Genomic DNA, 13862 nt, shown 5'->3' with positions numbered 1-13862 from the left:
ACCAGCCTGCTGGATGCCCGACGGTATCCGGCCCGGCAACTGGCCGCGCTCTACCGCGAACGCTGGGAGATCGAATCCGTCTTCGCCGAGATCAAAACCCACCAGCGCGGAGCGCGGGTCGTGCTCAGCAGCAAAACACCCGACGGCGTCCGCCAGCAGATCTGGGCACACCTGCTGGTCCATCACGCTCTGCGCGAGCTGATGCCGAGAACGGCCGCCACCCGTGGCCTGGACCCCGACCGGGTCTCCTTCACCGAAACCCTGCGCTCCGCCCGCCGCAGCGTGACCGTCACACCGGGCAGTTTTTCCCCCTGAACTCCTTGTCAGGGCCCTGGTGATGCTCCAGGAAGACCTCCTGGAACGCCTCCTGCCCAACAGACGCCTGCGCAGCCGGCCCCGCGTCGTGAAACGCAAGATGTCCAACTACCACCTCAAACGACCTGAACACCGCGCCTGGCCCCAGCCCACCCGCACCGGCACACGAGCCGTCCTCATCACCAGACCCCAACCAGCAGATCCGTAAAGCAGACCAGACCACCGAAGACTGGCAACGCCGCTACGCGATCCGCGCCGGCATCGAAGCCACCCTCTCGCAGAACGTCCGCGCCCACGGCCTGCGCCGCTCCCGCTACCGGGGACTGAAGAAGACCCACGTCCAGCACGTGCTCACCGCGCTGGCCTGCAACATTGCCCGTGTCGCGGACTGGCTCGATGCCGAACCCAGGAGGCGCCGCCGGACTACCCGCTTCCGCACCCTGTGCTCAGCCGCCATATGACCCCGCCAACATCACCAACAGAGTCACAGCATTGCCTTTAGACCGTCAGCTCCCGCAGTAGCTCGATGGCCTCCGCGACACGCTGCTCCACGGCGTCAAGGTCGCAGAGGCCATCGGTCCATTCACGACCACCGGCCACCCAGACCGTGCGCAACCCCTCAACCCCGGCGCTCCGCTCCGCCTTCCGTTTCGCGACCTGCTCCGTGACCTGTTCTTCGATTTGCTTCAACCGGCATTTCTTTACTCCCGTTTGCCCCAGCTCAATGACCGCACTGCCGTGGATAGCTGATCACGACAAAGGATGGGGGGGAATACGTTTGCGAACTCAGGGAGAAATCGAGGTCCGGTTTTCCCCGTACCGCAAAGCACATAGATCGCCACTTTGAGACGTCGATCGCTTCATGCATCGTGAGTGATGGTAGAGAACGGTGCGAATGCGGTCAAATCACCTCAACCACACACGCAGCGAGCCCCCGTCCGCGCGCTTCGCCCCGTCTCGCCAGGGACTATCGATACGCCGGTACACATGGACACTTCACCTCTCGCGGAAGATCATTTACTCTGAGCCGACCAAATGATCTTCTGCAAAAGGACTCATCCGTGCTGAGAATTGCAAGTGCCTTTGTTTCAACGGCTGTTGTCGCGACAGGCATCGTCGCCGTCACCGCCGGCACCGCCTCCGCCGCGTGCGCCCCGTCTCCCGGCAAGGGCTACCACATCACCAACAAGTCGACGGTGAGCAAGTCGACCAACCTGCACAGCGACTGGATGTACGACAACCTCGGCGGCACCCTCACCTACAACCAGTCGAAGACGGCCGAGGTGAACGCCAGCGGCACGGCAGGGGTCGAGGCCGAGGCCGGGGCGATCTTCGCCAAGGCGAGTACGTCGTTCAGTGTGACCGTCGGGGGGGCCTGGACAAAGTCCAGCAGCTGGACCTACTCGATCCCGGCGAAGAACAAGGCGGGCAAGACCAAGGTCCGCATGACGATGTTCCACGAGTCGAAGAAGTTCCTGGCCACGAAGTACACGTACTCCTACGACGCCTACTGCAAGTACCACGAGAAGAAGGTGTGGGCTAAGTGGTTCACGGCCCCCGTGAAGAAGAACTCGAACGTCTGGGGCCTTGAGTGGAAGTAGCGGAAGGCCAGGAGCCAGCCACCATGCGCTCGGCCCTGAACCGTCCGTGTCCTCCAGGCAGGCGGCACGCTGTCGCCGCCTGCCAGGCACAGAACCGCTGCCCGGCACCTCTTCGCGAGGTGCCGGGCAGCGGTTCTGTGCTTAGACGGCCTCTTACGTCAAGGCGGAACTCACCTACGCCGATGGCCATGGCTTCGACTTCGGCGTCAGCAACCACAAGGGGAGCGAGTTCGTCGGGGTCGCTCCTCGCATCTGACGGTCGCCGCGTTGTCCTGATCGTTGTCCAGTTCCCCTACGGCCGCCACCGTTCACCGCCGTACGCGCACCTCATTTGACCGGCCGCGTGAACCCCTGCGGACGCCCTCGAACTGCCATGCGGACAGTTGGAAAGCGTGTGGGGGGCGACGCCTTACAGTTCGCGGTGAGGGTCCTTCTGTGCGCCTCAGCCTTCGTCGTCCTGACAGGTCAGCCCTGGGGAGTGAGCGGGGAGTGGATCAAGAAAACCGTGCGGATCGCCGCCCACGGGAACCAACTCATACCAACGCCCTGACCTGCGCAGGAGTCAAGTGCACCTGGTCAGCGATCTTTCCGCACATTATTCGGGACGAAGAAGTCGCCGTGCCAAAGCTTCGTCACCACACTTCAGCCGTCGCTACTTGCTCTGGTGGACGTCACCGGACTGCATGGCTGAGGCCCGATGGGGGTGCAGCGAGGCACACGCGCGCCTGATCGGTCGGCGTACCCGCCGTCGCGGCTGACTTGCGCCGGCTGAGGTTCAGGCGGTCGCGAGAAGGTTCGCCTGCGCTTTGGTGTGCGATGTGCTCTGGAGCGGGTCGGCACAGTGTGCGATGGGATTGACACCTCGTCTCCTCATGCATAGCGCGGTGAGGCGGTACGGCTTCGCTGGCCACCAGGAGGGGGAGGTCGGGCTGCTCGCAAGCCCAGCCAGCCCGACGACTACGCTCGCGCAGTTGATTTGTCTCGGCGAACATGCTGGAACGCAGGCCCAACCTGCCGCCGCCACGGCCGCTGTCGCGAGGTCGCCGTGATTACCGTTCGCACTCTTTCACCTAACCTACTTGGTGCATTCAAGTTGCCGTCGTGCTACGCGGGACATATAAAGAGCACGAGAATGACTATCGCTATTTACTAGGCTTCCTGGCACTGTAACCCGATACGAGAGTGCACCCTCTGCCCTGAGTGGCAATTGGATGCATGTCGCGCGGAGGTTAAATAGAGCATGTCAGACGAATGCGCAGAGCCGTGCTGTGGCATCGTGGCCATATTCGTGCTAGTTGGCTTGATCATAGGCCTTGTCACCGGTGGAGCCACTTTCTTGGTGGGTTGCATTTCGAACCAAATAGGGCATGGAGTTTGCACCACTTCCTGGACAACGGTTCATACCAAGCGAGAAGCAGCAAAGGATGTGCGCTATTTTACGACGAAGGCGAAACGGTCCGGTTTGCATATCAAGAACCCCTCCCGAGTTGAACTTGACAACGGCCTCATTTGGCTCACGGTGCCCATATCGAACGACTCTGGGGCTGCCCACTCAATCCGAGCGGAAATCGGAATCACATACGAATACGTAAAAGGCGATGGACACGGTAAGCGCCGCACGACCGCAACTTGTACCGCGCAGCCGAACCCCTACGTCGTGGAAGCGAATAGCGCAGGCGAATATTCGTTTACGGTCTGCAGTGATTCGGATCTCGATGCGGCCAGCGGATTCCGTCACTTTCGGCCGAGAATCACGGAAATTGACGGGTTTCCGGCTGAGGATCCACGCGACGTGTTCTCGAAGTTGCGGGTGAAAGTCTCCGCCGCCGATCCGGCCATCGTTCAGCAGAGCTCCTACCAGGACGGCAGCGTGCTCGCTTGCCGTGTGTCGGTCACCAATTTGGACTCGGTGCCACACTCCATTGAGCTGGATGGGCAATACTTTTACGCTTACACCAGCAGGGAGGGTTATATACATGAGGACTCACCCTTGCCGCGTGATGAAAATGAATTGAGCAAGATAGTCCCCGCTGGAAGTGCCACCCATTTCACGAATCCGCCGTATGAGAATGCCGTTCCTTCGGGTTATCTCGTTGTGCCTCTAGATGGTAAGGCGAGTCAGATAAATGAGGCGGAAATGGATCTTACGCTCTCCCTGAAGGACCCCGGCGATGACAATGGGCTGGTGGCTCCCTACGCGAAATTTCACCTACCGGCCGGATGCCACTATCGATCCGGCTAACGATGAACGCAACATCAGCCAGACGCCCTTAGGCTGACGGCACTTTGGTATGGCAACACAGGCGCACTTTGCCGTACCGAAGGGGCCAGTCACGCACCGTGCAGGCAGGCAGGCGGGCGCCGCAGCGGCCCTCACCGCAGGATCACCCGGATGAACTCCTAAAGCGGTGCTCCGTCGGTGACCGGCCCGCACTATCAGAGCAGTCTGGTAAGACTGCCGCCCCTCGGACGCGCGAGAGGGGCGGCAAGACGACATGTGCACTAAGAGTCGACAGCGGCGGAGGTCCGAGCGGCGCCCCTCTGCCCTGTGCGTAGGTGTCCCTAGGCGTTTCTCCATGCCTGTAGGAACCGCTCACGGTCCTCCGCCGTGTCGTGCTGCCGGCGCCTGGCCAGCAGAACGTGCCAAGCGGTGGTCTCGGCGTCACGCAGCCACAGTTTCCCGAGGTATCGGGCACCGCCTAGGAGGTCCAGAGCGGTCCCGATCAGGTCGGCAACGGCGTTGTGCTCATCCTCGTCGAGTTCTTCAAGAAAGCTGAGTACGCGACCAGCGATGCCCGCCTCGTTTCCGTCGAGCAGACGGTCGAAGAACGGGCAGCCAGCGTTGCCGGGGACGATGTTCAGAGCGCCATCACCTCCCACCAGCATCAGCGACCTCCAGAACTCTCGTCCTTCAGAGGTACCGGGGAGAGGCAGGGCGGCGAAGAGATCGACCAAGTGGCCGTTGGCTGCATGGTCGTAGGAGATCTCGCAAGCAGCAGCGGCAGCGATTCTCGCGACGTGTTCGGTGTCCAGGTCTCCAGCTTCTGGCCAGTCGAGTGGACTGTTCAGCCGGTTGGTCAGGTGCTGGGCCAGCTCGTCGTCCTTGTCCAGGTGTAGCCGTACGATCACAAGTCCCCCTAACTTGATCTTTAACGTCCGTCGTCGAATGGTGCGTCGAACTTGATCACTCGGTTCGGTAACCGGCGTACGCGGAAGCGGCCTTCGGCTGAACATGTGCTCCGACCAAGGAACACACACGTCCAGCACGAAGGCCGTGAAGATGAGTCTGCTCCATCACGACGTCCGATCAGAGGCATTGGCACAACTGTCATGCTTCCGGGGCGAGTTCTACGCCTGTCTGACCGCTCGTTCGGACGCGTTGTTCGAGCTGGCTGATGCCGTCCTGTGCGGCGACGGGCCGGTGAGGTCGCTCGCGGAGTTGTCGCTGGTGGGTGAGTACCGCCGGGGCCATGGCGGGCTCTATGCCGCGGTGGCCCGTGGACGAGTCGATGTCACCTGCTGGCTGCGGCCTGATGCCCACACCTCACCGCAGCGGATCCTGTGCCACACCTACGGCCGGGGCAAGGACCAGCACATCCCGGTCCCCGGCTGGCCCTACTCGATCATCTGCGCGCTCGAACCGGGCCGCAGCTCGTGGACCGCACCGCTGGACGCACTGCGCCTGGCACCCGGGGACGGCACCGCGACCGTCACCGCCCGGCAGCTGCGCGAGCTGCTTCAGCGGCTGATCGCAGCGGGGCAGTGGCAGCCTGGCGATCCGGACATCCTCATCGTCGCGGACGCCGGATACGACGCACCCCGCCTCGGCTTCCTCCTGGGTGACCTGCCCGTCCAGGTGCTGGCCCGGATGCGATCCGACCGCGTCCTGCGCAGGCCGGTCCCACCCCGGCTGCCGCACACCCAGGGCCGGCCGCCCCGGCACGGCGCCGAGTTCGTCTTCGGGCAGCCCGACACCTGGGGCACCCCGGACACCGAAACCGTCACCGACACCCGCCTCTACGGCACCGCCAGGGCCCGCTCCTGGGACCGGCTGCACTCCAAGCTGACCCCCCGCTCCTCCTGGGCGGCCGCCGACGGCACCCTCCCGATCGTCGAAGGGACGGTCATCCGCCTGGACATCGGCCACCTGCCCAGCGGAGCAACACCCAAGCCGGTCTGGCTGTGGTGGTCCGGCACCGACGCCACCCCGGCGGACGCCGACCGTCTCTGGCAGGCATACCTGCGACGCTTCGACATCGAGCACACCTTCCGCCTGTTCAAACAGACCCTCGGCTGGACCTCCCCCAAGATCCGCACCCCCGAGGCAGCCGACCGACGGACCTGGCTGATCCTCGCCGCCTACACCCAACTGCGGCTCGCCCGAACGCTGGCAGCCGACCTACGACGCCCCTGGGAGAGGCCAACCCCGCCGGGCAGACTCACCCCCGCCCGCGTCCGCCGCGACTTCCGGCACATCCGCCCACAGGCCGCCTGCCCCGGCCCCGGACGACCTCCAGGCCAAAAGAACACCCGACCCACACCCCGCCACGATGTGCACACACCCCGCAAAACACAACCTGCGAAACAGCGAACGAAGAAGTCAACTACCCCACGACCACGCCGCACAGGTTAAAGATCAAGTTAGCCCACACTCCGATCATCAGTCCCGGACTGATCCAATCACTTCAAAGATCATTTCGTTGGGAGTTCTAAGCGCCCAGTTCGGCACCCCCGCCGCCAATAGGTATCTCAAAAAGCCTTGACTGTGGTCATGCCGTCCGGTGTCGCAGGTGCGGTCCTGCGGACGCCTGTTGATTTCGCTGCGCGCCCGACCTGGGCGGGAGGGCCCCGGCCGGGGCCCTCCCGCCCGGGTCGGCCTCAGCGGTTACGCTCCGGGTTTCCGGTCGTCCACAGCCGGGTACGACGGCTTGTCGGCGTCTGACACGATGGACGCATGCGCGCGCGATACGGAGTACCCCTGGGAATCACGGCGGTGGGGGCCGCCGGTCTGCTGTACTCGGCAGGGTTCGAGGCCCGTTCCTTCCGCCTGCGGCGGATCACGGTCCCGGTCCTGCCGCCGGGGATGCGCCCGCTGCGCGTCCTGCAGGTCTCGGACATCCACATGGTGAGCGGACAGCGCAAGAAGCAGCGCTGGCTGCGTTCCCTGGCCGGTCTGCGCCCCGACTTCGTGATCAACACCGGGGACAACCTCTCGGACACTGAGGGCGTGCCCGAGGTACTGGACGCGCTCGGCCCCCTGATGGAGTTCCCGGGCGCCTACGTCTTCGGTTCGAACGACTACTACGGCCCCAAACCCCGCAACCCCGCCCGCTACTTGCTCGAGAAGACGCAGGGCCGGCACGGACTGAACGGCAACAAGCCGGTCGTGGGCGCCATCCACAACCCGTGGGAGGACCTGCGCGACGGCTTCGACACCGCGGGCTGGGTGAACCTGACGAACACCCGGGGGACCCTGAAGATCGAGGGCGCGGAGATCGAGCTGACGGGCCTCGACGACCCGCACATCAAGCGCGACCGCTACGCGCGCGTGGCCGGCGGCCCGTCGGAGTCCGCCGACTTCTCGATGGGTGTGGTGCACGCCCCGTACCTGCGTGCCTTGGACGCCTTCACGGCCGACGGCTACCCCCTGATCCTGGCGGGCCACACACACGGCGGCCAGATCTGCCTCCCCTTCTACGGCGCCTTCGTCACCAACTGCGACCTCGACACGGACCGCGTGAAGGGTCTCTCCAGGCATACGGCGGAAGGCCGGACGTCGTACATGCACGTCTCAGCCGGCTGCGGCACGAACCGCTACACCCCGGTCCGCTTCGCCTGCCCGCCGGAGGCATCGCTGCTGACGCTGGTGGAGCGGAAGTAGAGATCCTCCGGAGCGCATATGCCGCGATGCGGCGATGCGGCGACGCCAGGGGCAATGCCCCGCCTCGGCCGGGGCCACGCGAAGCTCCGCGGTCGCGGTCGCGGTCGCGGGCTGTCGTCACTGCCGGATTAACCCACCCGGTCGACCCATATCGCCCAAAACACCCGGCCCGCTTAGCGTGGGGCCATGATCACCCCTATGCCCAGGGACATACCGGATCTGCCCGCGATACCGGGCATCCTCCCGTCGGCCCACTCCTTCGTCCCCGCGACGGCGGTGGTAGCTCCCACCCGCCGCCCGGCCACGGCGGCCTACCGCGTCCTGGTGGCCCTCGCGGCAGCGGCGGGCGTGGCCATCGACATGAAGCTGGGCAACCCGGCCCGGGTGCTGAGCTACTTCACGATCCAGACCAACCTGCTCGTCGCCGTGGTTTTCGCGGCGTCGGCCCGCCGCGCCTGGTCGGCCCGCCGACCCCTGCCCGGGGTGCTGACAGGCGGCACGCTGATCTACATCTCGATCACGGGCCTGGTCTATCACCTGATCCTGACGAACGAATCGACCCCGTTCTCCATGACCGGAGGCGACGACACGCTCTCCGGCTGGCACGCGGTCGCCAACATCCTCCTCCACACGGTCACGCCGATCGCCGTGGTCCTCGACTGGCTCCTGCTGACCCGACCGACCCCTCTGGCACTCCGCGACGCGGCGATCTGGCTTATCTATCCCCTCGCCTACCTGGCGTTCTGCCTGGCCCGCGGGGCGATGCTGTCGCCCGGAACCCCCGCGCGCTACCTCTACCCCTTCGTCGACGTGGACCGGCACGGCTACGGGGGCGTCCTCGGCAACACCGCCATCCTCGGCGTCTCCTTCTACGCCCTGGCCCTCCTCATCGTCGTCCTCGACCACGTGCGTCCCGACCCTGTCCGACGCCGCCTCCGAAGACGCCCACGACGCCCCGAAAACCGGATTTCGTCTCCGGCCACCAGTGGGCTAAAGTAAACGACGTCGCCGCGAGAGCAGCGACGATCGGGGTGTAGCGCAGCTTGGCAGCGCGCTTCGTTCGGGACGAAGAGGTCGTGGGTTCAAATCCCGCCACCCCGACACAGGTCAGAGGCCCATTCGCGTGATCGCGAATGGGCCTCTGTCGTGCTCAGGGGCCAAACAGGGGGGCCAAAGGAGAAGAGCCCCCCTCCTTCGGACTGACAATCCTCTGCACCCATCGTCTGCACGTTGCCGTAGACCAGCGGACCGCACCCGCTCAGGTGCCCGCTCGCCACGATGGCGGCCAACTCGCGCGCTCAGCGATGACTCCACCCGGAACTTGCAGGCCGTTCCGCGCTTTGTCGTAGAAGGTTTGCCTGGCCACCCGGTACTCGCGATATGCCTGTTCCCAGTTGGCCGCGTCTCCCGTAAGACGACCCCGCGCCATCCACTCCAGATGCCAAACAGCATCGTTCAGCTTGCGGACGGCAGCGGCTGTGACGGGATCAGCCAGTAGGCGGAGCGGTTCCGTCATGGCGGCACGCTTCGCCTCCGCCTTTGCTGCCTGCTCCAGCGCATCATTCGTAGGCTCCACGGGTGTGGGATCTTCAGTCAACCCTTGATGAGCAGCGAGCCTCTGGTAGGCGACAACGCACTCCTTGATTGCCTGCCCGTAGTCGCTGTACGCCTGCAAGAGCAACCCGTCCCACCGAGCCCCGTGCTCCCTTCGCCAGCGGGTCCGCTCGTTCAGCATCCCCACCAGGTACGACAGGACTGCACCCAGCACGACTCCGATCAAGGTCGACAACTCGTTCCCCACGGATCCCCCTAGCCGATGGCGTCACCCCTTTCAGCGACACCTCACCATCAGGCTGCGGGGGAGCAGCGTCGCTCAAACTTGCTTACTAGAGCGCGATGGGTTCCGGCCGGGTCTCCTCAGCGTGACGTTGTTACGCCATGGCGTAGCTCAGACCGGCGCTTTCTAGGGGTCGTCGCAACACGGTCGTGTTGATCAGGCCGTGAGGAGTTTATGCAGCCGCTCGGCTGGAGTTTCCCGGCCGAGCGTTTTGCGTGGGCGGCCGTTGAGTTCGGCGGCGACCGCGTCCAGGTGCTCACGGGTGTGGATGGACAGGTCGGTGCCCTTGGGTGCCTCTGTGTTTGTCAAGGTGTCTGGTGCGGTGGCATAGGCTCGGGTTTGGCGGGTCTGGGAAGTGACTTGTCCGAAGAATCGGCCGTCGAGGTTGGGTCGTCCGCGCTGGATGCTGTAGTCGCCCCCGGTTGTCCTCCTGGGCCCGTCGTTCGGGTGCGTCGGCGTTCGTCGCCGACCATCGTGCGCCAGACGTGATCAGCCAGGCGGCGCTTCAGGCAGCGCTGTGCTTCCCGGGGTGTCTTTCCTTCTGCGAGTTTGGCCTGGAAGTAGGCGTGACCCCGGGTGTCGGGCATGCGGATCTGCGTGATGGCCACGGTGTGGAGTGCCGAGTTGAGCTGGCGGTCGCCCCGCCTGGACAGGCGGTGGCGTGCGCGGCCTGCGCTGGCTATCTCGATGGGGGCGGTGCCGGCGTACTGGGCGAAGGCGCTGGCAGTTGGGAAGCGGGTGGGGTTTCCGGTCCGACCATGGGGTCGCGGAAGCGGGGCTGGCGCTGCTGGGCCTGGCGGCGGGCTTGCGCCGGACACGGCCGGTCCGTAGTGCCTTGGCGAGCTCGCGGCGTAGCTCGCCTCTGCCCTGGACGTAGAGGGCCTGGTAGACGGTCTCGTGGACCACGTGCAGCTCCGGCCGTTGGGGGAAGCGGGTGCGCAGAGCCTGGCATATCTGCTCCGGACTCCATCGCAGGTCCAGATGCTCCTGGATGAAGGCGCCCAGTTGCAGGTTCTGGGCGATCTTCCCCGGCTTGGGGCGGGGGGGCGCCGGCTGTCGGCCCGGGCCTGGGCCGAGTGCGGGCGGTAGTGCCGGGCTCCGCGCGGGTCGACCGTGCCGTTGCGGCGGATCTCCCGGCTGATCGTGGAGGGACTGCGGCCCAGCTCGGCGGCGATCTGCCGGATCGTGGTCTTCTCCCGCAGCCGGTCGGCGATATGGATCCGGTCAGCCTCACGGAGGTAGCGGGAAGGACCCGAAAGCCGTTCCGCCGACCACGTGACGCGGTGACCGTCCCCGTAGGCTGCTCCCTTGACCCGACTCGTATCGTGCCAGCATGCGCAATGAGCGGCATGACGAGCCACTGTCGGACACGGAGCTGGAGTTGTTCCTGCAGTATCTGCACCGGTTCGCCAACCACGATCTGGATCTCTTCGCCCTCATGCAGGTGGGCGATCCCGAGCACCCCGTCTATGTGAGCTTCTCCAGGAAGCCCGAGGCAGGAGTTGCCCCCGAGGCCTACCGGCGGCCGTAGCGAACCCCGGGCCCTGTCGAATGCGTGTCGAGGGCTGGTCGACGGGGCCTCGGGGCGGGGGAGTGGTGCAGGTCAGAGGGAGTGCTCCGCGCGACGCACCAAGCGCCTTCTAAGCGCTCGGTAGTTCGGAACGTGCCACAGTCGTGCCGCATCGTGCGGTCAACGACGGCTTGCTGCAGTCGAGATGCGCCGTTCGCCTGGGCTGCAGCTACAGCCGGAGTGACCTGGGCATCCCCGCCCACGACCACGTCCGCCCTTACAACGCAGTAGTCGCGGGCTCCTCGGCAGGTCATGATCTGCCTATGGACGAGTACAACTGGCCAGCGCGCCGCCCTGACGTGCCGGGGCAGTCGAACGGAGGGAGTCTGGACGGCGACGCTTGCAAGTTCTCCCTCTGGGGGCCTCCGTCGCGGGAGAAGTGATCGGACGTCAGCCCTTCGTCGTCTTGATCCGGGTCGACGGAGTTCCGAACGCCGTGGCACTCGCCGAGATCATTGCGATGCCCGAGCGGATGGGACCACCCATTCTCGGGGCACGCATCCGCGGTGAGGTCGTCGGGCACGCTGAGCACGATCACCAGGTGAGAGTTCGGCCGCACGGGTCAGGAACGGCGCTCGGGTGATCACGTCTGAGGCCTCCCCGGGGTGAGGGGCTCGGGTTGGCGTGCGGTGCATGACCAGCGATGTTCCGGCCTGTCCTGAGTGCAGCCAGCCCATGAAGTCGGGCGGCCTCGTGCTCTCCAAGCGCGAGGACGATGGCCGGCGGGTGTGCCGATCGCTGTGAGGGTGTGCCAGTCGGCATGTCTGGTAGAGCTGGGCGGGTCGGCCGGGCGATCCCTTGGAGATCTGCCCCGTGCCGCAGTTGTTCCGCTGACATCCAACGCTGACATCAACGCCCAAGGACCGCTGCGGCATTGGGCGGTAACAGATGACACTCGGGCGCGCGGCTAGGCCATGCCGAGGCCGAGGCCGAGTTGGAGCGAACTTACAAGGCGGATGTCGGCGGTTCGGAACCGTCAGCGCCTCGGAAGGAAGACCCCCAGCCGATCAGGGCTGAGGTCATTGATGCCCGGAAATGGCATCGGCGCCGGAACTATTCGCGCTGCAAGCGCCTCGTGAGCCGGTCTATTTGGCTGGCCGTCCCGCGCTGTGCGTCCTGGATCACTTAGAAGTAGGCGTTCATGGTGAGGGCGCTCTGGCCGTGCCGGACGCCGGTCCATGCGGAGACAACACGGCGCCGGGCCCGGGTGAAGGAACCCGGCGCCGTGGTTTCTCATCACTGCCTATTGCACGTCGACGTAGTCAGCGGTGGCGGAGGCGGCGTTGGTGGTGGAGGTGCCGGCGAAGGACCAGCGCCAGTAGCCGTCGGCGGCGGCCTTGACTGTGGTTTTCAAGGCACCGCCGGCACCCGTGGCCACCGTCTTGACGGTGGTGTAGGTGTTGGTGCCCTTCTTGCGGAACTGCAGTTTCACCGGCTGGCCGGTGTAGCCGGCGTACTTGTAGGTCTCCCAGTTGGCGCGGGTCAGGTTGCCGGTGACGGTGAGGGTCTTGCCCTTCTTCACCGGCTCCGGCGAGGCGTTGACCGTCAGCTTGGCGTAACGCCTGACCTGCACCGTGGCGGCAACGTCCTTGCTGACGTAGTCCCAGTCGTTGCCGCTGACACTGGCCCTCACCTTCCAGGTTCCGGCCGTGGTGTTGTCCTGGGGGTCGATCCGCGGGTTCATGGTCAGGGTGAACGTGCAGGTGGTCGTGGTCGCGTTGTGGGCCACGCAGTCGCCGGACACGTCGTCGGGGACCACAAGTCCGTAAGGGTCGTCGGGCATTCTCTGGCCGGGCCCGTGCCACAGTGCGGGGAAGGTGTAGTCCTCCTTGATGCCCGAGTTGTCGGTGGCGGTCACCGCGATGGTGAAGGTCTTCGGGTTCGTGGTGCCCAGGACGATGTCGGACCCGCCGTTGACGACCACCTTGGTGATTTTGGTGTCGCCCACGGCCTCGTCCGCCTGGGCGGCGCCCGGAACAGCGAACGCGGACAGGACCAGGGCGCCGGCAACGGCGGCCACGGTGGAGCGCTTACGCATAAGTGTGTTTCCCCCACACTCTGGTGACCCCGGGACACCCGAGGCCAAAGCTGGCGAGGCGCATCCGGCTCAGGGGAGGTCAGGTCACCCGGACGAGGGCGGCCTGATCCGCCTCGGGTGCCGGATGGCACTGGAGACGACTGCCGAAATCCCGGGACGGTTGCACCGCAGAGAGATCTTTTTTGACACGCTTACGAGGACTCCGTTCGGTCTTCCTATTAGTGCTGGCCAAGAGCATGTTGGGTGTGGACGCACGTGAAGTGAACAGTGTCCGGCCGACGTTGGCCCTATTCACCGCTGATGTGTTCGCCTCGTACGACCGCAGGCGACCGCAGGCGACCGCCAGCACGCCGCAACGGCTGGCCGCCCAGCCCACCTCACCGCGACGACCCCTCAATCGAGAGATCGGGACGAAGAGGTCGTGCCAGATCGTGCGGGGAACAACGGGGAACACCGGGAGACCAGTTGGCCGCCCCGCCAAGCGCCGCCATCACTCCGCCGCAGGTCAGCAGAGCTCCCGCCCTTAGAAGGCTTCCGCTTTCCGAACGTGATCGTGTGGTTCGAGGTTGGTGGGCATGAATTCCACCTGCAGGCGGGAGGGATGGGGCGGTTCGTCTGCT

11 protein-coding genes, 1 tRNA gene and 4 pseudogenes are annotated in these 13862 nt (G+C 65.4%); 9 read left to right on the top strand and 7 right to left on the bottom strand.

Features of this window, described 5'->3' with window-relative positions:
- Together ACFYW8_RS44235 and ACFYW8_RS44230 are read left to right on the top strand one after the other, a co-directional pair.
- A partial coding sequence (locus ACFYW8_RS44235; protein ID WP_389093708.1) for a transposase occupies positions 1-315 on the top strand: 315 nt, incomplete at its 5' end.
- A 242-nt stretch (positions 316-557) separates the two neighbouring features.
- A pseudogene (locus ACFYW8_RS44230) lies at positions 558-690 on the top strand (transposase); the annotation flags it as partial.
- A gap of 123 nt (positions 691-813) precedes the next feature.
- Here ACFYW8_RS44230 and ACFYW8_RS44225 read toward each other — a convergent pair.
- Entirely contained in the window at positions 814-1005 is a 192-nt protein-coding gene (locus tag ACFYW8_RS44225) for a hypothetical protein (RefSeq protein ID WP_389093703.1), read from the bottom strand.
- A gap of 371 nt (positions 1006-1376) precedes the next feature.
- On the opposite strand from ACFYW8_RS44225, the gene ACFYW8_RS44220 reads away from it, so the two are divergent.
- On the top strand, positions 1377-1916 hold the full coding sequence (locus ACFYW8_RS44220) for a hypothetical protein (protein ID WP_389093699.1): 540 nt from the start codon (positions 1377-1379) through the stop codon (positions 1914-1916).
- Positions 1917-3192: 1276 nt separating this feature from the next.
- Positions 3193-4158, top strand: a complete 966-nt coding sequence (locus ACFYW8_RS44215; protein WP_389093695.1) for a hypothetical protein — start codon at positions 3193-3195, stop codon at positions 4156-4158.
- Between the two features lie 320 nt (positions 4159-4478).
- On the opposite strand, the gene ACFYW8_RS44210 is transcribed toward ACFYW8_RS44215, so the two are convergent.
- Complete coding sequence (locus ACFYW8_RS44210; protein WP_389093690.1) at positions 4479-5045, bottom strand: hypothetical protein; 567 nt, start codon at positions 5043-5045, stop codon at positions 4479-4481.
- A gap of 151 nt (positions 5046-5196) precedes the next feature.
- Between ACFYW8_RS44210 and ACFYW8_RS44205 the strand changes: the two genes are divergently transcribed.
- The 4 genes from ACFYW8_RS44205 (at position 5197) to ACFYW8_RS44190 (ending at position 8898) form a co-directional block, all read left to right on the top strand.
- Positions 5197-6549, top strand: coding sequence for a transposase (locus ACFYW8_RS44205; RefSeq protein WP_389093686.1), 1353 nt, complete (start codon positions 5197-5199; stop codon positions 6547-6549).
- A gap of 321 nt (positions 6550-6870) precedes the next feature.
- Entirely contained in the window at positions 6871-7797 is a 927-nt protein-coding gene (locus tag ACFYW8_RS44200; RefSeq protein ID WP_365878280.1) for a metallophosphoesterase, read from the top strand.
- 198 nt (positions 7798-7995) lie between these two features.
- The gene (locus ACFYW8_RS44195) at positions 7996-8796 is read left to right on the top strand and encodes a Pr6Pr family membrane protein (protein WP_389093680.1); all 801 of its coding nucleotides are present in this window, start codon (positions 7996-7998) and stop codon (positions 8794-8796) included.
- Between the two features lie 28 nt (positions 8797-8824).
- Positions 8825-8898: transfer RNA gene (locus ACFYW8_RS44190), tRNA-Pro, on the top strand.
- A gap of 157 nt (positions 8899-9055) precedes the next feature.
- On the opposite strand, the gene ACFYW8_RS44185 is transcribed toward ACFYW8_RS44190, so the two are convergent.
- From ACFYW8_RS44185 to ACFYW8_RS44170, 4 genes and pseudogenes are all read right to left on the bottom strand, one after another.
- Entirely contained in the window at positions 9056-9598 is a 543-nt protein-coding gene (locus ACFYW8_RS44185) for a hypothetical protein (protein ID WP_389093675.1), read from the bottom strand.
- A gap of 192 nt (positions 9599-9790) precedes the next feature.
- Positions 9791-9928: pseudogene (locus ACFYW8_RS44180) on the bottom strand (IS30 family transposase); the annotation flags it as partial.
- 11 nt (positions 9929-9939) lie between these two features.
- Positions 9940-10329, bottom strand: a pseudogene (locus ACFYW8_RS44175) (transposase); the annotation flags it as partial.
- Positions 10330-10384: 55 nt separating this feature from the next.
- Positions 10385-10890 (bottom strand): annotated as a pseudogene (locus ACFYW8_RS44170) (transposase); the annotation flags it as partial.
- 77 nt (positions 10891-10967) lie between these two features.
- On the opposite strand from ACFYW8_RS44170, the gene ACFYW8_RS44165 reads away from it, so the two are divergent.
- Positions 10968-11165 carry a hypothetical protein gene (locus tag ACFYW8_RS44165; RefSeq protein ID WP_389093671.1) on the top strand — a complete coding sequence of 66 codons (198 nt, stop codon included), beginning with the start codon at positions 10968-10970 and terminating at the stop codon, positions 11163-11165.
- A gap of 1282 nt (positions 11166-12447) precedes the next feature.
- On the opposite strand, the gene ACFYW8_RS44160 is transcribed toward ACFYW8_RS44165, so the two are convergent.
- Complete coding sequence (locus ACFYW8_RS44160; protein WP_389093669.1) at positions 12448-13242, bottom strand: calcium-binding protein; 795 nt, start codon at positions 13240-13242, stop codon at positions 12448-12450.
- Positions 13243-13862: the final 620 nt, after the last annotated feature.

The organism is Streptomyces sp. NPDC002742 (assembly GCF_042888885.1).
Classification (GTDB): Bacteria; Actinomycetota; Actinomycetes; order Streptomycetales; family Streptomycetaceae; genus Streptomyces.
This window is presented reverse-complemented; position numbering and strand designations above follow the sequence as displayed.